Source organism: Orbus sasakiae (genome assembly GCF_039542345.1).
Taxonomy (GTDB): Bacteria; Pseudomonadota; Gammaproteobacteria; order Enterobacterales; family Orbaceae; genus Orbus; species Orbus sasakiae.
The window spans coordinates 1,558,081-1,579,847 of the sequence record NZ_BAABHY010000001.1; the positions used below are offsets into that span (position 1 = coordinate 1,558,081).

The window sequence follows — 21,767 nt, forward strand, 5'->3', positions numbered from 1 at the left end:
GTATGCTTGATATTCATATTGAAAAAAAGCTCGCTTCATTTCAATTTTCATTTCATCAATCCATTGAATGCCAAGGTATAACGGCGATATTAGGCGTCTCTGGTTCAGGTAAATCAACATTAATTAATTTAATTAATGGATTAATAAAGCCCGATACTGGAACCATAAAACTCAACAATACGACATTAGTTGATACAAATAATCACCAATTTGTTGACGCTCAATACCGTGGTATCGCGACTGTTTTTCAAGATCCGCTACTTTTTCCTCACTATAAAGTGATTAAAAATCTGAATTATGGATTACGTCAACCGATGGCTGAGCGATTTGATGAAATTGTGAATGTTCTTAATATTGGTCATCTGCTAAATCGTTATCCAGCAATGCTATCAGGCGGTGAAAAACAGCGAGTAGCAATTGGTCGGGCATTATTGACTAACCCACAGTTACTGTTAATGGATGAACCCTTATCGGCACTCGATATGCCACGAAAAAAAGAATTGATTAATTATATTCATCATTTAGTCAGTGAGATCAATATTCCAATTATTTACGTGACACACAATATTAATGAAGTCAAAAAATTAGCTAACAGGGTTGCGATCATTGAGCAAGGTAAGTTGTATGATTATGGTGATACTGAAACAATATTGCAAAGTCAATATCTCAAAGAATGGTTATAAATACGCTTCGTTAAAAATGTGCTGTTATCGTCGATTACAGTGTGAAAATAATCAAGCGTGTAAGCACTCATCAAAGTAAGGTCAGCCATAGCATAAAGTGATTTACGCTATGGCTCTTTTTTTATGCAAAACCTTTTAAACCAACCACATGAACAAATTCATTGTTATTCACGATTTTACGGACCAGTTTGTAGGTTGTACCTTTTTCTGGACTAATGTTTTCAGGTGCAGCAATAATCAATTGCATCTCTAATTTTTCACATAACTCAAAGAGAGTTGCAATCGATTTGGCATCTAAACGAGCAGCCTCATCTAAAAATAATAAACGACATGGTATGACGTCTTTGCTACGCAAACGTTTTGACTCTTCTTCCCAGCTCTGAATAACCATCAATAATATTGACATCCCGGTACCAATCGCCTCACCGGTTGATAACGCACCACTTTCAGCACGTAGCCACCCGTCAGCGCCACGATGAACTTCAACATCAAGTTCGAGATAGTTACGGTAGTCAAGCAGCTCTTCACCTATTGTTTGTGCAGTGCGTTGCCCCATATCAATATGGGGATTTAAACGCTGGTAAAGTTTTGCCAAGGCTTCAGAGAAGGTAATGCGATTATTATTAAAGAGATCTTGATGATCATCATGCTGATCAGCCAGTGCACTTAATAACGTCGCATGAGCTTCACGAACCGTCACATTTAAACGCACACCACTGACTTGACCAAAGGCAACGGATTGTAGACCCTGATTAAGCATGCGGATACGATTTTGTTCGCGTTGAATCGTTTTGCGAATAATGTTTGCGACACTTTTGGAACTGATCGCAAGTTGTTGTTCACGGGAAGTCAGCTCTTCAGTTAAACGTGATAACTCAATTTCCATCTGTTCAATGGCTTCAATCGGATCATCGGTTTTAACAATATCTTGTCTAATACGTTCGCGTAAATGCTGATAAACAGCGATATAAAACTGAATTTTACGCTCCGGACGTTTTGGATCTTCAGATAATCGCAGTACATCACGCAAGTGTTCATTATCAGCAACAGCAAGTCTTAAGGAACCTAACGCCTTATCCGACATTGACCGCAATTCGTCAGCACTTAAATACGCTAATTCACGACGATGTAATCGGCGCTCTACACGGTTATCTTTGACCAAACGCAATACAATGCACCACCCTACTTTGGCTTGTACGACTTGTTCACGTAATGCTTGATAATCTTTTTCAACTTGACGTAATTTTTTCTGTAATTGCGTCATGTCATTTTCACACATGACTAATTGTTTTTCGAGTGATGTGCAAAGCTGACGGTTTTGATTCACTTTTTGATGGATTTCATCGCGGCGTAAACGCGCTCTTTCTTCCGTTGCAGCATCCGCTTTAACACCAATTTGCTCAATCTCTTTTTTCAAATCATTGAGCATATCACGCTTCGTTTCAAATGCACTTTTTAGTGACGCTAATGTTTGATTATATTGATTGTATTGCTCTTGATATTGACGCATTTTACTACGTGCATCAACACGATCTTTTTCAACAGTTTCTAAACGTTTACGTAATTTTTCATTAAGGTCAGCGTTTTCACCCAACATACCAACTGAATCTGCATAACTGAAATGCGCACGGCGCTGGATAACTTCGGTCAACGCAAAGACTTGTTGCTTGATTTCGCGTTGCTTTAATTTGATCTCATTATACTGCTGATGCAAATTATCATTTTGCTGTGGATCACTTTGTAAAACAGCAACCATTGGCTCAAGCTCAGCAATCGTTTGCTGATGACGATTAACATAGCTTGCAGCATCTTGGGCATCGGATAATTGTTCACGGAGTTCATCAACGCGATCAGCTAAATCATCATCGGCTAATAAATGAAGATGTGCAGTTAATTTATTGAGCCAGCTAAGTTGTTCTTTGAGATCCGTAACTTGCTGCTGATTTTGTCGGTCAACGGCTTGCTGTTGATTTAATTCACGCTCAATTTCATTACGCCTTGCTGATAATCTTTGACTTTCAGCTTCAGGATCAGCGTCGAAAGCGGTCGCTAAATGCTGGCCAATAAACTGACTAAAGTTTTGTTCAATACGCTGTACTTTTTGTAAGTCAAACGATAAATTGGCATAACGTTCATGTAACGTATCACGTTCATCAGTTAATTTATCCAAATGTTTTTCACGTGCTGCACGACCAAATAGAGGGACTTGTGGGAACCGTGAATAACGCCATTGGCGATCACCACTTTTTACTAATACTGCATTAGTTAGCTCTTCACTTTCAAAAACGCTATCATCAAATGAAGCAGGATCACCTTCAATAAAATAGAGATCATCAGGACAATCATCCAAATTCTCTAATTGTGCTTTGACTTGTTCTAAATCAGGTACAACAATGGCTTGCCTTGACGGACCATAAAGCGCCGAGAAAAACGGTGCATCATCAATAGTAACATCTTCATAGATTTCCGATAATAATACCCCATTAAAACGCTCGGCTAAGGTGCTTAATCGGCTATCATCAGCCCCGTTCGGTTGATTTAACTGAGTTATCAGTTCATCAAGCGTGTCACGACGTGCAATGACGCGATCACGATCAACGGTCAACTGCCTTTCTTGCTCAAGCAGTTTTTGCATATGCTCAGTAACTTGTCCGCTTGATGTTAAAGGGGCATCAACTTGTTCACGCAAAGCCATTAAGGCATCTTGTGCTTTTAGCCAGTTGGGTGCTTTTTGGCGACATTCTGCGATTTTTGCCTGAATGTGTTCAAGTTCCTGGCGGATCGCAATACGCTTTTCACTTGATTCCCCCGCCATCGCGGCGTTCTCTTCAAGTGAGGCTTCTAACGTTTGTTTAAGTTCATCAAGATCTTCGTAACCAACTTTGCGTCCAATACGTTTACAAAACTGATTGAGGAGCTCTTGTGCCTCTTGTTGTTCAAAAAAGCGTTGTTCAAGCTCAGCGAGTTGTAAGTGTAACATTTCGGCTTTTTGTGCTTGATAACTTTGTGATGGCCAAGCTTTTAAAGCATTACGAGCAGCTTGCCATGCATCACTGCGCGTCACCTCACCCACCAATTTAATGACGAGTTGATAAGCACGCTCAAATTGATTCACCGCCGCATCTGCAACACTGAGCTTTTGCTCTAATTGTAAAACGGTCTCTGTAATTTCTGCTTCTTTTTCTGCAAAGATGTCAAGTTGCTCATCGGCATTATCTGCGCTTAATTTAGGTAACTGACACAATTTTTTAGCATTTTCCAATGCTTGCAAAGCTTGTTGATACTGAATTGCACGTGTTTGCTGTACATCAAGTGCTTGTTGATAATCGGCTAACTGAGTTTTAATCTCATCAACTTCTTGTTCAGTCGCTTCGGTTTGTTCTTGATAAGTTAAATACTGTTCATTTGCTTGCTCAACAATTTCAGTTTGTTCGATCAGTTTTTCATTTAACTCATCAATATCGATCTGGTAATGATCAATTTTTTCCTGTTGACGAAAAGCCGTTTGGACTAAATTAAGGTGATCACTGGCAGCTTGGTAATCGATTTCTAACCCTGATTGTGCTTCACTATTTTCTTGAAGCTCTCTGGCCATCTCAACATGACGATATTGATTGTCGACAAGTTGCTGTTTGGTTGCAAAGAGTTCACGACGCAAGCCAAGTACAGATTCAATATGCACTCGTCTTTCGTTAGCATGACGCATATAATCAGAAGCAACATAATTAGTTGATTCGGTAATTAAATGTTTAAATAAATCACGATCAGATTGCGTCACACGAATCGCTTCAAGCGTCATTCGATTCTCACGTAGTGCGGCTTCCATGTCTTGGAATGCTTTGCGCACACCACCATTTTCGGGTAATAAATAATCACGTAATGAACGCGTAATCGCACTCGAAATACCACCGTATAATGATGCTTCAATCAAACGGTAGTATTTACTCCGGTCCGATGACGATCGTAAACGTTTTGGTAAAACACCAAAATCGAACATAACAGAATGATAATCACTAATCGAGTTGAACTGTTTAAAAATAACACCGTCCAAGTTTTCGAGTTTATCTTTTAATTCCGCAAGTGATAAGATACGGGCCTGACGGTCGCCTAAACGTTCGGTGACTAAATCAGTTGGCGCAATACTGTTTTCAACACCTTGAATAATGAAGGGTTTAATATCAACTTTTTTATCACGACCCGCAATTTGTTGTAATCGAACACCGCAAATAATGCGTTGATTACGTGAATTAATCACATCAAGCATTGAGTAACAGACACCAGGGCGCAATTTACCATGTAAACCTTTATCGCGTGAACCGCCTGTTGCACCCGCTTCCGTTGTATTTCTAAAATGTAATAACGTTAAATCAGGAATCAACGCGGTAACAAATGCCGCCATTGTTGTTGATTTACCTGCACCATTACCACCCGATAAGGTAGTAACTAATTGATCAAGTTCAAATGTACGGGCAAAAAAACCGTTCCAGTTAACTAATGTTAATGAGTGAAATTTACCGTGACCTATCATAACTATTCCTCTGTCTCCTCATTAACGTCATTCTCTTCGTTCTCTTCACCGTCTGCTAATGACAGTGATGATTCGATCGTCATTGCTTCACCGTCACGAATTAAGCGTAATTGTGCTTCTTGCATTTCATCACTGCTGCGCACATCAGCCCCAAAGCGGAAAATCGCTTCATTAATGCGAAACTTACTACTGTCATTACCAATGATAAAAAATACCATACCAAGACGTCGTAAACGATTGAGTGATGTTTTTACTTTGTCATAAAGTTTTTGCCGGTCTAAATCCGAACCGGTTGAACGCTGGTTGACCAGTTTAAGTAATTTACTTTCATCAGCCAAAGACATCAGTTCATCTTGTAAGTCTTGCAGCGTAAAAATCCCTTCATGAGCTAATCTCTCGGGACTCAAATATAAATAACACAAAACTTTACCAACTAGCATATCGAGTTCCGATAACACTGAACGTGGAATCAACGTGGTTGAACGTGGTCTTAAATAAAAGAATCCTTCGGGAGCGCGAATAAGTTCAACATTGTATCGCCCATAAAATTGTTCAAGCTCAACTTGATAATCCATTAAAAATGCATGGTTATCCAGCTCATCGATGCCGATGTGGCGACCACTGCGTAATGAACTGTCCAATTCTGGAAAAATCGGATTGGCAATCGCTTGTGCCAATTTAACTGGCATATACTTATCAAGTGTCGCTTGTGACGCACCCGCAATGCGATTCATCACATCGTCGAGTGCGGCATTAGTTTCTGTTTCAAATTCTTTAGTATGAGTTGATGACATGTGCCTGTACCTTAGCTCCATAATCGTTAATCGGCTTCCATTGCGCTGGAATACCGGCTAAATCAGCATCAGCGACACCTAAACGAATCGCTTGATCAATAAATAAACGTGCCACATCAAAATGCTGTGCACGAGGAAACTGTTCTAAATAGCTGCGAATTGAACTGCCGATATCTAATGGTCGTTTTTGTTCTTTAAATACCAATAAATTTTGTTCAATATGCGCAATAATGTGTTCTTGAATGTGCTCAATATCTTCAAATTCAAGCTCATCGGGTAATTCACCTGTAACATCCGTATCTTGCAGGGCTAACTCTTCGTCACGCATATCGAGTAAACGGTCAGCATTAGCAAATGTTAACGCCCATGGCAGATCAAAATAGGTTTGAATCGAACGTCTTAAACGCTGTGAAAATACGCGATTTTTATCTAAATCAATCGCAGTACGAATAAACTTATGTACATGACGGTCATAGCCAATCCACAGATCGATGGTTTGTTGTCCCCATCCCATAATACGATCGAGTTTGGATTGTAAATCAATAACAACATTACTAATTTTATCTAATGAAGGATCATTTAATGTCGCATCTTGAATAAGTAAAAGGCTCGCTTGTAATTTATCGCCCGCGGCTTCAAGCGTATCTTGTAATTCACGCAATGCACCAGATGTTTCAGATAACAGACTTTCACAACTGGTAATGGCTGATTGCCAATCTTGACTTAACAACGACGCAATATTTTGTTTCACCTCTGTTTGTTGCTCATCCATAATACGTTGCGTCATATCAATACTGTCAAAGATTTCAGCAACAGAATATTTTAAAGGCGCAAAAACGTTACGGTGCCAGTGTATTTCATCACCACCTTCAACGGCAGCATCAGCTGCGCGTTTGAGTTCCTGAGCAACAATCGAAAGCTGGATAGAAAGGCGTAAAGATGAGAATTCGCGCTGCCGAATATAATAATCAGTTATGCCAATACCTAACGGCGTTAAACGATAAATGGCTAAACCGTCCGTCATTTCACTAGTAAAACGATTGATTAAGCGTTGACGCACTAAATCATTAATGGCATTGTTTGCTCGAAGTGTTATCGTATCTTGGCTTTGTGCAAAAATTTTACTGACGTGACGAAAGGCATCAATTAGCTCGGCTTCGCTCATCTCACCATCAAATCGTTCACCATTTAAAGCGGCAACAGCAAGCAAAAATGCTAACCTTTCAGGCGGTAAAGAGATTGAAAAATCATTCTTTTTTGCCCAAGAGACCAGTTCCGGCACTGATTGGGAAAAATCAGTCATAGTTATCCTTTCTAAAACATGCAATCTATTTCAATTTAGAACTGGCGCAACATGATTGTTGAGTAAATCAAATTAATGAACAATACGGCAACAATTCTGATTTGGCCTTGAATGCTCTAAACCACTACATATTGTGTTGAAAACAAAAATATTGCCGATTATATAACAAATTGCGATAAAATTGTAATGATATTATTCAATATCAACTCGATAAAAATCGGTCGCAATGTCACTGTTGGGGAAGCGTTGTCGACACTCATCAATAATGGATGCGTTATCGCTTAGACGATATCGAGGACTGATATGCGTGATAATTAATTTTTTAGTGCAACTTTGTTGTGCAATGCTTGCCGCTTGAAGCGTCGTTGAATGACCACGTTCATTGGCTTTATCGACAAGTTCGTGTTTCTGTGTCGCTTCATGAACTAGCACATCAACATTTTTTGCCAAATTAATCGCCGCATCACACGGAATCGTATCACCTAAAATCGCAATTTTTTTACCTGGTTTAGTCTCACCAAAGTATGCTTTTCCATCAATTATTCGACCATCTTCAAGTTGCACCGTTTTACCCAATTTTAATTCAGCATAATGGGGGCCTAGCGGTACATTTTCAGAGCGTAGTCGATCAACATCAAGTTTGGGCATTGTGTCTTTTTCAACAATTCGATATCCAAAACAGGGAACGCGATGTTGTAATGCATCACAAGTCACAATAAATTGTTCATTATCAAGCACCGTCATTGGTTTCTCAATTTCAATAATGGTCAGTGGATATGTTAGCCATGAGTAACTAATATTAATCACTGTTTCAATAAATTGTTTTATCCCCTTTGGACCAAATAACGTCAAGGGTGACATATTTTGCATCAGCGATCGAGTTGTTAACACACCAGGCAAGCCAAAGAGATGGTCACCATGAAGATGGGTAATAAAGATATGTTCGAGTTTTGCTAAACTTAATTTCGCCTTTAGCATTTGATGTTGCGTCCCTTCTCCACAATCAAATAACCACAAAGCATTTCGCTCTTTAACTAAATCAAGAACGATGGCCGAAACATTCCGTTCGACGGTAATGGTTCCGGCACTAGTACCTAAAAAAATTAATTTCATAAATCGTATTGATTAAACGTTTTTACGTTCAATGGTTTGTTCACCCCAAAATAATTGATCCGCGTTTGTTTTTGAAAATGCTAAGGGTAATACTTCATCACTGCCTTCTTGCCAGATTTGCTCAGCAACCACTTCATCATAGTTAGCAAGTTCAAAAATCGCTTCTGCAATTTCTAGTGACGTTTGACGTACTGTCGCCCATGATTTAATTTCGTGTAGCTCTTTTTTCATTGGATTCATTTTTATTTCTCCTTAGTGACGATGTCATTAATTAAATAATACTCTCAAAATAAAAATTTACGAGGTAGAATAGTAATAATTTTTCATCTTATTTTCTCTTAATATAATAGGAAAAGGCAATGATTACCGTTATTTCACCTGCAAAAACGCTTGATTATGATACACCGGTTAACGATGCAAAATTTACACAACCTGAGTTAATGAATTATTCTCAAACACTGATAAAATCATGCAAATCATTAAATGCTAATGCGATTGCTGATCTCATGAAAATCAGTCCAAAGTTAGCAGAATTAAATTATGAGCGATTTCAAAATTGGCAGCCAAATTTTACCACACAAAATGCACGACAAGCGATTTTAGCGTTTAAAGGTGATGTGTATGAAGGGCTGCATGTTGAAGATTTTAGCGAAGCAGATTTTTCATTCGCGCAAAACCATCTTAGAATCTTATCAGGGTTATATGGTTTGCTTAAACCATTAGATTTAATGCAGCCCTATCGATTAGAAATGGGAATTAAACTTAAAAATGGTACTAACTCAAATTTATATCAATTTTGGGGCGATATCATCACTCAGCAACTCAATCAGCAATTAGCGAGTGAAAAGCACCCCACTTTAGTCAATTTAGCCTCTAACGAATACTTTAAATCGATAAAACCTAAACAGCTCAAAGCCAATATTATTACCCCTGTATTTTTAGATGAAAGTAAAGGCCAATATAAAGTCATTAGTTTTTATGCTAAAAAAGCCCGCGGTTTAATGAGCCGTTATCTCATCAAAAATCAGCTTCAACAAGCTAATGATATGCTATCGTTTGATCTTGCTGCTTACCAATTTGATAAATCGCTTTCAGATGAACATCAATGGGTGTTTAAACGCAGTGAAAAACAAGCAGAACACGATAAACAACAGTCTAAAGCGTAATCATAGAACAACAGAACATTACTATGGAATTTTTGCAAACATTAGCCGTTCAATTTTTAGCAACGTTACCGCTTTTTATCTTAATATTGCTCGGTTTTTTACTCATAAAGATCTTTAAATGGCCAAAATCAGTCACTGACGGATTAACCAAATTCACTTTCTCTGTTGCCATACCGATTATGTTATTCCACATTATGAGTCATTTTTCGGAACAACCAAGCGCGGATTATCGATTATTGTTTGCATTTTTTGGTGGCACCTTCTTGGTGTTTTTACTTGGACGGATTATTGCAGCCAAATGTTTCAAACTTGATGGTTCAACAGGTACCATGTTCGCCATGGGAGGAATATACAGTAATAATGTGTTTGTTGGCCTACCAATTGTAAGAGCCTTGTTGGGAGATCATGCTGTACCAAGTGTCGCATTGGTGGTGGCTTTTAGTGCATTAATACTATGGACTTTGGCGACAATCTCAATTGAATTTGCCCAAATTGGTAAACTCACAAGTAAAAGCATTACAAAGGCCTCAAAAAGTATTTTAAAAAATCCAGTTATTTTAGGTATTTTAACGGGCTTATTGGTGAATTATGTCGGTTTACCAATGCCCTCATTTGTTAGCCAATCGACCAAAATGATAGGTGATATGGCTGCACCGTTATCATTAATCGTATTGGGAATGGGGCTGGCTGAATATAGGATTCGTGATGGCTGGCGGCTGAGTTCGACGATCTGTTTAATTAAATTAGTCGTGCTTCCTTTTGTTATTTATCTATTGGCAAAACTCCTAAACTTACCGACGCTTGAAACTTATGTTGTGGTATTGCTTGGTTCGATATCAATTGCGATTAACTGTTATATTATGTCAAGGCAATTTAATTTGTTACAAGCTCAAATCGCGTCAAGTTTACTGATTTCAACAATATTATCATCAATAACTACGCCATTTATTTTGACGGTTTTAACGCATTTATAAGTAAACACGCTTTTGCTTCGCTTTACCAGGATGATGTGTAAACAACGGCATATTATATGCCGTTTTAATTTAATGATATTACCAAAACAGCGGGGCTATCATCATCACTTCCTAATCGATATGACAGATAGATACGTCATGCTCCGACAATGAAAATATCATCAATCAATACAATCAATTTATCCACGATAAGCTTTATGTTAGAATAGGTAAGTTTATTGATTTTAGGACGGATCGAATGGCTATAAGAATTAAAACTGCAGATGAAATTGAAAAAATGCGAGTCGCTGGCAAGTTAGCCGCAGACGTACTCGAAATGATCGCACCACATGTGAAACCGGGCATTTCAACAGGTGAATTAGACAAAATTTGTCATGATTATATTGTTAATGTGCAAAAAGCAGTTCCAGCAAATATTGGTTATCATGGTTTCCAACACACCACCTGCATCTCAATCAATGATGTTGTGTGTCATGGTATTCCTAACTTTGAAAAGTATCTTAAAGACGGTGATATTTTAAATATCGATGTAACGGTGATAAAAGATGGTTATCATGGTGATAACTCGCAAATGTATATTGCGGGTAAACCAACCGTTACAGGACAGCGTCTTTGTGATGTTACCCAGCAAAGTCTCTATGAAGCGATTAAAATCATTAAACCGGGTATTCGTCTACGAGAAATTGGTAAAACCATTCAAAAGTACGTTGAATCATTTGGTTTTTCTAGTGTACGTGAATATTGTGGTCATGGTATTGGTGAAGTATATCATGATGAACCGCAGGTATTACATTATGATGCTGATGATGGTGGCGTTATATTAAAGTCTGGTATGACATTTACTATTGAGCCAATGGTCAATACAGGTGACTGGCGTACCCGCACTATGAAAGATGGTTGGACAGTGAAGACAAAAGATCATGGGTTATCTGCCCAGTATGAACACACGATTTTAGTCACTGATCATGGCGTTGAAATTTTGACCCTTCGTTCAAACGAAGATTTTCCAAGAACAATTGAACATAAATAGTCTCATTATCATTCAGCATAATGTCACATTATGCTGAATGACTCACGATTAAATCGCTATCGATTAGACGAACAATGTTTTTTCGTCGCTTGCTTTTGATTACATTCATCAATTTTATTGCGTTGAATCTCTCGTTTTAGCGACAAAGCATTACCGCTTAGCTGATAAACAGCCTGAGAATTAATGCTGATTAAGTTCACTAAATTTAAAAACGCATAACATCCAAAATATTTTCGTCATAACAGCGTTTAGTATAATAAAGTATAAAGTTTACGTCGATAACTTGCTGCAAGTGGATGACTTGTCCCTAATGCAGCCAACATATCAAGTAGCGCTTTTTTCAATTGCCCATCACCCGCATTCAGATCTTTACTCAATGGTTTAAAAATCAGTTCTAAAGCGTCTTCCTGACGACCAACTTGCATTAACTGTGATGCTAATTGAATCATTAACTCAAAATTAGTTGGATCATTGTGTAATGCATTTTGTAGTTGCTGAATTTCGGGTGAATTTGCAGCTTGTTCTAACAGTTCAATCTCAGCATTTAAACCATGAAACGTTGAATCTTGATCTTGTAACGGAATGGTGGCTAATGTGGTTTTCGCTTCATCAAGCTGTTTTGATGCAATGAGTGCTTTTGCTAACAAGAGACCGATATCACTACGTGGCTTGCCTAAATGATCTTTTAAATGAGTCCAGCAATGTTTTAATAACGGTAATGCATCAGAATAATTCGCCTCTTCCAGTAATTTTTTAGCATCCAGCAATTTAAGCTCATCTTCATTAGGGAGTACTTTTTCAAGTAATGCTTTAATTGTCGCTTCAGGTTGTGGACCTTGAAAACCATCCACGGGTTGACCATTTTGGAATAAATATACCGTTGGAATTGCTCTTAAGCCAAATTGTCCAGCAAGCATTTGCTGCTCATCACAATTTAATTTTGCTAAGATAAATTTACCATTATATTCACGGGCAATTCGATCCAGTGTTACGGTTAATTCTTGACAATGTGGACTCCTTTCTGACCAGAAATAGAAAAGCACTGGCAGTTCAGTGGATTGCTGTAATACGGTTTGAATATTCTGTTCATTAATATCAACAATAAATTGGTTTTGCATATATTTTCCCTATTAACTAAAACGTGATCGCTTGGCTATATTATTTATTGGCTAAGATTTTATCCATTAATTTATCTGGTAAAATGCGTTTTGCAATAGCTGCCAATGTTGTTACTAATGTCACACGATAACGAACTTTAGGATGACGGCTTTCAAGTGCATGATATAACTTAGGTAAAATCGCCTCTGGTGGTAAGGTAAAACGTTTAGCAATCGGTGGATTTTTTACCACGTGATTTTGCTCAGCCTGTTGTACATTAGTTGAAAATTGTGTTTTTAATGGACCGGGCTCAATTAAACACACTTTAATATCAGTGTCAGCCAACTCCAACCTTAATACATCTGACCAAGCTTCAAGTGCGTATTTGCTAGCACTGTATGCACCTCGACCGGGTGTGGCAATAATGCCAACAATTGAACTGGTTTGGATGATCCGTCCACCACCATGATTTTTAATGGCGGGTAATAGCAGATGCGTTAATTGATGAACGGCAAAAAAATTGGTCGAAAACTGAGCTTCAAGTTGTTGACGACTGATACTTGCTAATTTGCCATACACACCAAAACCCGCATTATTAAATAATGCATACAGTCTATTGTTAGTTAATGCCAAAACCTGTTTGGCCGCTTGTTCAACTGAATTGGCATCATCTAAATCAAGTAAGACGGCTTCAAAGCCTAATTCAACTAACTTATCATAATCTTGTTGCTTACGGCATGAAGTGATGACACGATAGCCTCTGGCTTTTAGTGCATTAGCGGCTAATAGTCCAATACCACTTGAACAGCCCGTTATAAAAATTGATTTCACGTTAAACCCCGTTTTACTCTCTATTAACAATTAGTATAAGGAATTATTTGTAATATGCCTATCCATTAGCTGCTATCGAATAAAAATTGCCAATATCATATTGTAATCACTCACTATTAAACTTATCATACTGGCTATCAATTAATGTGTATCATATTAAATTAACCATTTGATAAATCTATTTTTTTAGGACCATGATTATGCGAATTGCCATTATTGCCGCAATGGAAGAAGAAGTTGCTATTTTAAAAAATAAAATTACCGATTGCCAAGTAGATAATATTTTAGGCATTAATTTTTATTCAGGTCAAATTCAAGGTTGTGATGTTGTTTTATTACAATCAGGCATTGGTAAAGTTGCTGCGGCCACGGGTACCACACTTTTATTGAGCCGCTTTGACGTGGATGCGGTGATCAATACAGGCTCTGCTGGCGGACTTGATAAACGTTTGAACATTGGTGATATCGTAATTTCAACACAATCCCTTTATCATGATGTGAATCTAACCGCTTTTGGTTATGAACCGGGTCAAATGGCTGGCTGCCCTATCTCATTCCAAGCCGATAAAAATCTACGTGAAGTTGCACGCAATACAATTGTTGAACAAGGTGCAAACTTTGTCGAAGGGGTTATAGCAAGCGGTGATGCCTTTATCAATAGTGACTCCTCATTAAAAATGATTAAAAGTCAGTTCCCCGATACCATTGCTGTCGAAATGGAAGCAGCCGCAATTGCTCATGTGTGCTGGATCTTTAGTATCCCATTTGTTGTAGTTAGAGCTATCTCCGATAATGGTGATAAATCATCTGCAATCAGTTTTGAAGAGTTCTTGCCATTAGCCGCTAAACAGTCTTCAAGCATAGTTGAAGCAATGTTGAAAAAACTTAAGTAACGTCATTCGAGTCAACGATGAACTACATATTTTGGTGTGATATTTTAGGTACAATTGTATTTGCAATCTCAGGTGTATTACTGGCCTCCAAAAAAGAGATGGATTCAATTGGTGCATTAGTTTTAGGGGTTATTACGGCACTTGGTGGCGGAACAATCCGAGATATTATCTTAAACCATGGCCCCATATTTTGGATCACTGATTCGACCGATCTGTGGATTGCGATACTGAGCTCATTAATTGCGATGCTATTTATTCGTTATTCGTCAATGGAAAAATACCCCAAATGGTGGCTACCAGTACTTGATGCAATTGGTTTAGCTGTTTTTGTTGGTATCGGTGTCAATAAGGCTGCAGCCTCTGATGTTAATGGCTTGGTAATGACTTGTATGGGGGTTTTAACGGGAGTGGGTGGCGGTATTTTACGCGATGTGCTCGCTCGTGATATTCCCATGGTATTTAGAACCGATATTTATGCTACCGCCTGTTTAATTGGAGGTTCAGTCCATGTCACATCTTATTTGTATTTTAATATTCCACTTGATATTGCAACATTATTGGGGATTATTGTGACATTGACGATTCGCTTATCTGCCATTTACTGGCATTTAAAGTTGCCCGCAGTGGTTGCTAAAAACAGTTGTTTACCGAAAAATTAATCACGTTTTTTACGAATAACTTTAGGTTCTTCACCTTTAATTAGTCGCTGAATATTGCTGCTATGACGTACAATAATTAAGCAAGATAGCATCGCAACAGGCATGGTCAGTTCGGGTTTAATAAACCAAACAAATAATGGCGCTAGTAGGAAACTCACGATGGCGCCTACCGATGCATACCCGGTAACGCATACCACGATTAACCAAGTAGCCATGAATAGACCGGAAAAGTCAAAACCAATCATGACCATTGATCCTAACGCGGTAGCAACACCTTTGCCACCGCGAAAATGGAAGAAACAAGGAAATATGTGCCCAAGACAAGCACCGATCGCAATAATCCCGAGAAAAAAGGGAGAAATGCCTAAACGGTAAGAGATATAGACCGGAATTAGACCTTTTAACATATCAAAGATTAAAACACAGAGTGCCGGTAATATCCCATTAACTCGCAGCATATTCGTTGCCCCAGGATTATGAGAACCATAATCACTGGGATTACGCACGTGCAGTATTTTACTAAAAATAACGGCACCTGATAATGAGCCGCTAAAATAAGCGACTAGCAACATAACTGTAATTTGCAACAAGTTACCCTCTTATCGAGTTTCTATTTTTTCCCTAGTATAGGTTTTAAATAGATTCCTGTATACGAGCGTTTGCATTTTACAACATCTTCTGGGGTTCCTTCAGCAATGATTTCACCGCCGCCGCTTCCGCCTTCTGGACCGAGATCAACAATCCAGTCAGCTGTTTTAACCACGTCAAGATTATGTTCAATCACAACAACAGTGTTACCGCGATCTCGTAAAAGATGCAATTGGTTTAATAATTGTTTTACATCAGCAAAATGGAGACCCGTTGTTGGCTCATCTAAAATATAAAGTGTGTTGCCAGTATCACGTTTAGACAGCTCTTTAGCTAATTTAACACGTTGAGCTTCACCGCCAGATAGGGTTGTTGCCGACTGACCAATAGTAATATACGATAAACCAACATCGACTAATGTTTGTAATTTACGTGAAATCATTGGTACCGCTTCGAAAAACTCGCGCCCTTCTTCCACCGTCATATCCAATATTTCATTAATCGCTTTACCCTTATATTTGATGTCTAACGTTTCACGATTATAACGTTTGCCATGACACTGATCACAAGGCACATAGATATCTGGCAAAAAGTGCATTTCGACTTTGATTAGACCATCACCTTGACACGCTTCACACCGTCCACCTTTAACATTAAAGCTGAATCGTCCCGGATTATAACCACGGGCTCTTGCTTCTGGTACGCCTGCATAAAGTTCACGAATAGAAGTGAAAAAACCAGTATACGTTGCAGGATTAGAACGCGGTGTTCGTCCAATTGGACTTTGATCAATCGCGATTACTTTATCAAAATGTTCAAGGCCTTTGATCGCTTTATACGGCGCAATATCACTTTTTTCAGCACGATTTAATTCGTTTTGTGCCAAAGGATAAAGTGTATCATTAATTAAGGTAGATTTACCGGATCCAGATACCCCTGTAATACAGGTAAATAGACCTACCGGTATATTCAACGTCACATTTTTTAAGTTATTACCAGTTGCACCAATTAATGATAATAATTTCTTCTTATCCATTTTGGTACGCTTAGCCGGAATATCAATTTGCTCTTTACCCGACAAGTAACGACCGGTCAATGAATCTTTATTTTTCATAACCTGTGCAGGTGTGCCTTGTGCCACAATTGAACCACCATGAACACCCGCTCCAGGTCCGATATCAATGAGGTAATCGGCGGCTAAGATGGCTTCTTCATCATGTTCAACCACAATCACCGTATTACCTAAATCACGTAAGTGGGTTAAGGTATCAATCAGTTTTGAATTATCACGTTGATGCAAACCAATAGATGGTTCATCAAGCACATACATCACTCCGACTAGACCTGCACCAATTTGACTTGCAAGTCGAATACGCTGAGCTTCACCACCTGATAGGGTTTCTGCTGAACGAGATAGATTTAAGTAGTTTAGTCCCACATTAATTAAAAACTGTAGCCGTTCATTAATCTCTTTTAAGATTTTTTCAGCAATTTGTGCTCGTTGACCTGTTAACGTTAAACCATCAAAAAAGTGTTTCGCATTTTGAATACTCAATTCCGAAATAGTCGGTAAATTCGTATCATTTACAAACACATTACGAGCTTCGATGCGTAACCTTGAACCATGACAACTTGGGCACGCGCGATTGCTGATAAACTTGGCTAACTCTTCACGAATTGTTTGTGAATCAGTCTCTTTGTAACGTCGATTCAAATTATTTAAAATACCTTCAAACGGATGCTTACGTTTCACCGAATCACCACGATCGTTGGTATAAACAAATTGAATCTCTTCATCACCCGAACCATGTAAAATAATCTCTTTAACGTTATCGGGTAACTGTTCAAATGGTAAATCAATATCAAATTTGTAGTGTTCAGCTAATGATTTTAGCATTTGAAAATAATAAAAATTGCGACGATCCCACCCCTTGATTGCGCCAGCAGCAAGCGAAACATCAGGCATCTGTACAACGCGGTTTTCATCAAAATATTGTTGTACGCCTAAACCATCACATTCAGGGCAGGCACCTGCTGGATTATTAAAAGAAAATAACCGAGGTTCTAATTCTGACAAACTGTAACCACAAATTGGACACGCAAAATTAGCCGAAAACAGGATTTCTTGACTGCTAGGATCATCCAAGTTTGCAACTTTAATAATCCCATTTGTGATGGATAATGCTGTTTCAATGGATTCAGCCAGACGCAGTTTAAGATCGTCACGGATTCGGAAACGATCAACAACCACTTCAATTGTGTGTTTTTTCTGTAATTCTAATACGGGAGGATCAGACAAATCATAAATATCACCATCCACACGGACACGGATATAACCGCTTGCCGCTAACTGTTCAAACAGTTTAACAAACTCACCTTTCCGTTCTGTTACAACCGGTGCAAGTAGCATATAGCGATGTTCATCCGGTAACGCCATAATTGAATCAACCATTTGCGATACGGTTTGAGCGGCTAATGGTAGGTGATGGGTAGGACAACGTGGCTCACCAATGCGAGCATAAAGTAAACGTAAGTAGTCATAAATTTCTGTAATCGTACCCACTGTCGAACGCGGATTATGCGAAGTGGATTTTTGTTCAATCGAAATCGCAGGTGACAATCCTTCAATATGATCGACATCTGGTTTTTCCATTAATGATAAAAATTGACGCGCATAGGCAGATAATGACTCAACATACCGTCGTTGTCCTTCTGCGTATAAAGTATCAAATGCCAACGATGATTTACCTGAACCTGAAATGCCAGTAATAACAACTAATTTATCGCGTGGAATAGTAACATTAATATTTTTGAGATTGTGAGTACGAGCACCACGAATTTCAATATTTTTAATTGACATGTATCTCTTCTTAATTGGTGTTTTAGTAAACAGCTTTGGGCCAGACACCCAACAATGAACTGTATATTATATCAGTATTTTAAGCGTAAATATATTAAATATGTGAATTGTTGTGAAAGGTACAATAGCCCATTAAGCCCATGATAACTATCATATAGGGGCTAATATCGTAAAAATCAATCTAATTTATTGTTAATTCCAATAAAGTAAGAAAAAATGAAGTAAATCGTAAATGGATTCGTTAAATTATTGTCGTAAGGTATGATTATAGTGTAAAAACACGCTTAATCTCAAAGCGCAGATAACAATAGACTTGTTAGACCATTCTTATCTGCGCCCTGATAACGCAGTTTGCAATGTTTTGCTTTGCGTTGGAAACTGCCTTTACCTTTTAAGTTTTTCTCAATACGTTGTTTGAACAGTGGATCATTCATCAATGCGGCTAAGGCATTATCACGAATCGTACCTCTTTTGTGTTGATATTTTGTCATATTGACCTCCGATTGTTAATATCGCTTAAATTATACTCGCCTTAACAAAAAGCGCAAATGCTAACAGCCCAATAACTGGCTTGATTATTTAGGTGGTTTATTTTACTCTAACGACCTCAATGACCAACAGAATATTTATTGCAATGGATAAACGTTATCGACAAGCAAATAAAGAAGCGCGATTATCATTATATTTGACGCTGCTTTACCTTATTTTTTGGATTGCCTTTGCCTATTTATTAGGAGATCAAGCCGGGTTACTTGGCTTTCCGGCTTGGTTCGAATTATCATGTCTATTCGCCCCCATTGGATTTATTATCGCTTGCTATTTTATTGTTAAATATCAATTTAAAGACATTCCACTGGAAAGTCCTCAATCAATACCACCTCATGAGTAAAATCAATTATGCACACTGATATTATCATTCCATTAGTCCTGTATTTAGTATTGGTGTTTGCGATATCGGCTTATGCTTATCTCAAACGTAAAAAAACCAATCAGTTTACGGATTATTTTATTGGTAATCGTACCATGGGGGGATTTTTACTCGCCATGACACTTGCCGCGACTTATATTAGTGCAAGCTCATTTATTGGTGGGCCAGGCGCGGCATATAAATTTGGTCTTGGTTGGGTATTATTAGCCATGATTCAGGTTCCAACCGTGTTACTCTCACTTGGGATACTGGGTAAAAAATTCGCTATTTTGGCTCGCAAATACAATGCCATTACCCTAAGTGATATGCTATATGCGCATTATAAAAGCCGCTTAATCGTTTGGTTTGCAAGTATTGCTATTGTGATTGCTTTTATTGGAGCAATGACCGTACAATTTATTGGTGGCGCTCGCTTATTAGAGTCTTCCGTCGGTTTACCCTATGGCTATGGATTAATTATTTTTGGTGTCGGTACCGTAATTTATACTGCATTTGGCGGTTTTAGAGCGGGGATTTTGAATGATGCGTTTCAAGGGCTAATTATGCTCATCGGCGCAATAATTTTATTAGTAGCTGTCATTTATGCGGGCGGAGGTATCGCGCATATTATGGATTCGATGAGACAGATTGATCCTGCGCTTTTAACACCAGAAGGTCCGAATAACTTTATGGACTTTCCCTTTATGACTTCATTTTGGATTTTAGTCTGTTTTGGCGTTGTTGGATTACCACATACCGCCGTCAGGTGTATGGCATATAAAGACAGTAAAGCCGTACATCGTGGCATTCTTATTGGTACCGTTATTGTTACCGTCATAATGTTTACGATGCATTTATCCGGCGCACTCGGTCGCGCTATTTTACCTAACTTGACGATTCCTGATCAAGTCGTACCCAATTTGATTGTGACGGTCATGCCCCCCATTGCGGCGGGTATTTTTTTAGCAGCCCCTCTAGCGGCCATTATGTCGACAATTAATGCCCAACTCTTGCAGGTGTCTTCTGTTATTATTAAAGATCTCTTTTTATCAATAAAACCTGAAGCAAAAAAACACGATAAAGCCCTAACTCGACTGTCTGTGTTGATCACATTTATCTTTGGAGCATTATTAATTATTGCAGCGTGGAACCCACCAGACATGGTGATATGGCTCAACTTACTGGCATTTGGTGGACTTGAGGCCGTTTTTTTATGGCCACTGGTTTTAGGCCTATATTGGAAAAAAGCCAATGCATATGGTGCCTTAAGTTCAATGGTCCTTGGCGCAGTCTGTTATGCATTACTTGCCAGCTATAATATTAAATTATTTGATTTTCACCCGATTGTGCCAGCATTAATACTTGGCTTAGTCGCCTTTTTAGTCGCTAACCCGTTTGGCCAGCATTTACAACATAAGGATTAATGATGCCTTGGATTCAACTTAAAATTAATACCACTAATCAACTTGCTGAACAAATTAGTGATTTACTTGAAGAAAGTGGCGCGGTTTCAGTCACATTTCAAGATACGTATGACACACCTGTTTTTGAACCGCTGCCCGGCGAAACACGTTTATGGGGTAATACCGATGTCATTGGTTTGTATGAAGCAGACACCGAGACTGCGCAGCTGATTAATTTCTTACAAGCATCACCGCTATTTGCCAACACGCTAAACTATAAAATTGAGCAGTTAGAAGACAAAGACTGGGAACGTGAATGGATGGATAATTTTCATCCAATGCAATTTGGTAAACGCCTTTGGATTTGCCCAAGTTGGCGAGAAATCCCCGATCCTCATGCTGTCAATGTTATGCTTGATCCGGGTCTTGCATTTGGTACAGGGACACACCCAACCACATCATTATGTTTACAATGGCTCGATGGTTTAGACTTAGTGGGTAAAACTGTTATTGATTATGGATGTGGCTCAGGTATTTTGGCCATTGCAGCACTTAAGCTTGGTGCAAAAGCAGCAATAGGGATTGATATTGATCCACAAGCCTTACAAGCTAGCCGTGATAATGCACAACGTAACCATGTAAGCGATCAATTAGCCCTGTATTTAGCCAAAGATATTCCCGATAATTTATTGGCAGATGTGGTGGTAGCAAATATTTTAGCGGGTCCACTAAGAGAGTTAGAACCTCATATTCGTGTTTTGGTCAAACCGGCAGGATTATTAGGGTTGTCCGGTATTTTAGAAAGTCAATCCGAGAGTGTTTGTGATGCTTATCAAGCTCATTTTGACCTTGATCCCGTTGTCACACAAGAAGAATGGTGCCGTATTACCGGTAAAAAACACGCTTAATGTAAGATGTAGCCCGGTAATCCCGGGCT

19 protein-coding genes are annotated in these 21,767 nt (G+C 38.6%); 9 read left to right on the forward strand and 10 right to left on the reverse strand.

The window, feature by feature from the left end; genetic code table 11:
• The first annotated feature begins 2 nt into the window (after positions 1–2).
• Complete coding sequence (locus ABEA36_RS06825) at positions 3–683, forward strand: molybdenum ABC transporter ATP-binding protein (RefSeq protein WP_345490148.1); 681 nt, start codon at positions 3–5, stop codon at positions 681–683.
• Positions 684–804: 121 nt separating this feature from the next.
• On the opposite strand, the gene mukB is transcribed toward ABEA36_RS06825, so the two are convergent.
• The 5 genes from mukB to ABEA36_RS06850 all read right to left on the reverse strand — a co-directional run bounded on the left by mukB (position 805) and on the right by ABEA36_RS06850 (position 8,661).
• Entirely contained in the window at positions 805–5,211 is a 4,407-nt protein-coding gene (gene mukB, locus ABEA36_RS06830) for a chromosome partition protein MukB (RefSeq protein WP_345490150.1), read from the reverse strand.
• A 2-nt stretch (positions 5,212–5,213) separates the two neighbouring features.
• Positions 5,214–5,945 carry a chromosome partition protein MukE gene (gene mukE / locus ABEA36_RS06835; protein WP_345490908.1) on the reverse strand — a complete coding sequence of 244 codons (732 nt, stop codon included), beginning with the start codon at positions 5,943–5,945 and terminating at the stop codon, positions 5,214–5,216.
• 40 nt (positions 5,946–5,985) lie between these two features.
• Positions 5,986–7,308, reverse strand: a complete 1,323-nt coding sequence (mukF, locus tag ABEA36_RS06840; protein WP_345490152.1) for a chromosome partition protein MukF — start codon at positions 7,306–7,308, stop codon at positions 5,986–5,988.
• A gap of 192 nt (positions 7,309–7,500) precedes the next feature.
• Positions 7,501–8,421 (reverse strand): ribonuclease Z, encoded by a 921-nt coding sequence (rnz, locus tag ABEA36_RS06845; RefSeq protein ID WP_345490154.1) that lies wholly within the window; start codon positions 8,419–8,421, stop codon positions 7,501–7,503.
• Between the two features lie 12 nt (positions 8,422–8,433).
• Positions 8,434–8,661 carry a YccJ family protein gene (locus ABEA36_RS06850; RefSeq protein ID WP_345490156.1) on the reverse strand — a complete coding sequence of 76 codons (228 nt, stop codon included), beginning with the start codon at positions 8,659–8,661 and terminating at the stop codon, positions 8,434–8,436.
• Positions 8,662–8,780: 119 nt separating this feature from the next.
• Between ABEA36_RS06850 and yaaA the strand changes: the two genes are divergently transcribed.
• The 3 genes from yaaA to map all read left to right on the forward strand — a co-directional run bounded on the left by yaaA (position 8,781) and on the right by map (position 11,591).
• Complete coding sequence (gene yaaA / locus ABEA36_RS06855; RefSeq protein ID WP_345490158.1) at positions 8,781–9,587, forward strand: peroxide stress protein YaaA; 807 nt, start codon at positions 8,781–8,783, stop codon at positions 9,585–9,587.
• A 23-nt stretch (positions 9,588–9,610) separates the two neighbouring features.
• The gene (locus tag ABEA36_RS06860; RefSeq protein ID WP_345490160.1) at positions 9,611–10,561 is read left to right on the forward strand and encodes an AEC family transporter; all 951 of its coding nucleotides are present in this window, start codon (positions 9,611–9,613) and stop codon (positions 10,559–10,561) included.
• A 238-nt stretch (positions 10,562–10,799) separates the two neighbouring features.
• Positions 10,800–11,591, forward strand: coding sequence for a type I methionyl aminopeptidase (map, locus tag ABEA36_RS06865; RefSeq protein WP_345490162.1), 792 nt, complete (start codon positions 10,800–10,802; stop codon positions 11,589–11,591).
• 248 nt (positions 11,592–11,839) lie between these two features.
• On the opposite strand, the gene ABEA36_RS06870 is transcribed toward map, so the two are convergent.
• Together ABEA36_RS06870 and ABEA36_RS06875 are read right to left on the reverse strand one after the other, a co-directional pair.
• On the reverse strand, positions 11,840–12,709 hold the full coding sequence (locus tag ABEA36_RS06870; protein WP_345490164.1) for a co-chaperone YbbN: 870 nt from the start codon (positions 12,707–12,709) through the stop codon (positions 11,840–11,842).
• Between the two features lie 40 nt (positions 12,710–12,749).
• On the reverse strand, positions 12,750–13,520 hold the full coding sequence (locus tag ABEA36_RS06875) for an SDR family oxidoreductase (protein ID WP_345490166.1): 771 nt from the start codon (positions 13,518–13,520) through the stop codon (positions 12,750–12,752).
• A gap of 200 nt (positions 13,521–13,720) precedes the next feature.
• Between ABEA36_RS06875 and mtnN the strand changes: the two genes are divergently transcribed.
• Both mtnN and ABEA36_RS06885 read left to right on the forward strand, forming a co-directional pair.
• Complete coding sequence (gene mtnN, locus ABEA36_RS06880) at positions 13,721–14,413, forward strand: 5'-methylthioadenosine/S-adenosylhomocysteine nucleosidase (RefSeq protein WP_345490168.1); 693 nt, start codon at positions 13,721–13,723, stop codon at positions 14,411–14,413.
• A 17-nt stretch (positions 14,414–14,430) separates the two neighbouring features.
• Positions 14,431–15,072 carry a TRIC cation channel family protein gene (locus ABEA36_RS06885; RefSeq protein WP_345490170.1) on the forward strand — a complete coding sequence of 214 codons (642 nt, stop codon included), beginning with the start codon at positions 14,431–14,433 and terminating at the stop codon, positions 15,070–15,072.
• On the opposite strand, the gene plsY is transcribed toward ABEA36_RS06885, so the two are convergent.
• The 3 genes from plsY to ABEA36_RS06900 all read right to left on the reverse strand — a co-directional run bounded on the left by plsY (position 15,069) and on the right by ABEA36_RS06900 (position 19,011).
• Positions 15,069–15,659, reverse strand: a complete 591-nt coding sequence (gene plsY / locus ABEA36_RS06890) for a glycerol-3-phosphate 1-O-acyltransferase PlsY (protein WP_425571873.1) — start codon at positions 15,657–15,659, stop codon at positions 15,069–15,071. The genes ABEA36_RS06885 and plsY overlap by 4 nt on opposite strands.
• A 23-nt stretch (positions 15,660–15,682) precedes the next feature.
• Complete coding sequence (gene uvrA / locus ABEA36_RS06895; RefSeq protein ID WP_345490912.1) at positions 15,683–18,514, reverse strand: excinuclease ABC subunit UvrA; 2,832 nt, start codon at positions 18,512–18,514, stop codon at positions 15,683–15,685.
• A 296-nt stretch (positions 18,515–18,810) separates the two neighbouring features.
• A complete protein-coding gene (locus ABEA36_RS06900; RefSeq protein WP_345490172.1) occupies positions 18,811–19,011 on the reverse strand; it encodes an alternative ribosome-rescue factor A in 201 nt (66 codons plus the stop codon).
• A gap of 119 nt (positions 19,012–19,130) precedes the next feature.
• Here ABEA36_RS06900 and ABEA36_RS06905 point away from each other — a divergent pair, with 119 nt between their 5' ends.
• The 3 genes from ABEA36_RS06905 to prmA are packed head-to-tail and all read left to right on the forward strand — an operon-like array spanning position 19,131 to position 21,738.
• The gene (locus tag ABEA36_RS06905) at positions 19,131–19,409 is read left to right on the forward strand and encodes a YhdT family protein (RefSeq protein WP_425571874.1); all 279 of its coding nucleotides are present in this window, start codon (positions 19,131–19,133) and stop codon (positions 19,407–19,409) included.
• Between the two features lie 8 nt (positions 19,410–19,417).
• Positions 19,418–20,851, forward strand: coding sequence for a sodium/pantothenate symporter (gene panF / locus ABEA36_RS06910; protein ID WP_345490174.1), 1,434 nt, complete (start codon positions 19,418–19,420; stop codon positions 20,849–20,851).
• A gap of 2 nt (positions 20,852–20,853) precedes the next feature.
• A complete protein-coding gene (gene prmA / locus ABEA36_RS06915; protein WP_345490176.1) occupies positions 20,854–21,738 on the forward strand; it encodes a 50S ribosomal protein L11 methyltransferase in 885 nt (294 codons plus the stop codon).
• Positions 21,739–21,767: the final 29 nt, after the last annotated feature.

Coding starts and splice junctions, on each gene's coding strand:
- mukE (WP_345490908.1), bottom strand. CDS start 5,945: ATGAATCGCATTGCGGGTGCGTCACAAGCGACACTTGATAAGTATATG.
- mukB (WP_345490150.1), bottom strand. CDS start 5,211: ATGATAGGTCACGGTAAATTTCACTCATTAACATTAGTTAACTGGAAC.
- mtnN (WP_345490168.1), top strand. CDS start 13,721: ATGCGAATTGCCATTATTGCCGCAATGGAAGAAGAAGTTGCTATTTTA.
- yaaA (WP_345490158.1), top strand. CDS start 8,781: ATGATTACCGTTATTTCACCTGCAAAAACGCTTGATTATGATACACCG.
- ABEA36_RS06905 (WP_425571874.1), top strand. CDS start 19,131: ATGACCAACAGAATATTTATTGCAATGGATAAACGTTATCGACAAGCA.
- ABEA36_RS06900 (WP_345490172.1), bottom strand. CDS start 19,011: ATGACAAAATATCAACACAAAAGAGGTACGATTCGTGATAATGCCTTA.
- mukF (WP_345490152.1), bottom strand. CDS start 7,308: ATGACTGATTTTTCCCAATCAGTGCCGGAACTGGTCTCTTGGGCAAAA.
- panF (WP_345490174.1), top strand. CDS start 19,418: ATGCACACTGATATTATCATTCCATTAGTCCTGTATTTAGTATTGGTG.
- map (WP_345490162.1), top strand. CDS start 10,800: ATGGCTATAAGAATTAAAACTGCAGATGAAATTGAAAAAATGCGAGTC.
- rnz (WP_345490154.1), bottom strand. CDS start 8,421: ATGAAATTAATTTTTTTAGGTACTAGTGCCGGAACCATTACCGTCGAA.
- ABEA36_RS06850 (WP_345490156.1), bottom strand. CDS start 8,661: ATGAATCCAATGAAAAAAGAGCTACACGAAATTAAATCATGGGCGACA.
- ABEA36_RS06870 (WP_345490164.1), bottom strand. CDS start 12,709: ATGCAAAACCAATTTATTGTTGATATTAATGAACAGAATATTCAAACC.
- ABEA36_RS06860 (WP_345490160.1), top strand. CDS start 9,611: ATGGAATTTTTGCAAACATTAGCCGTTCAATTTTTAGCAACGTTACCG.
- ABEA36_RS06885 (WP_345490170.1), top strand. CDS start 14,431: ATGAACTACATATTTTGGTGTGATATTTTAGGTACAATTGTATTTGCA.
- prmA (WP_345490176.1), top strand. CDS start 20,854: ATGCCTTGGATTCAACTTAAAATTAATACCACTAATCAACTTGCTGAA.
- ABEA36_RS06825 (WP_345490148.1), top strand. CDS start 3: ATGCTTGATATTCATATTGAAAAAAAGCTCGCTTCATTTCAATTTTCA.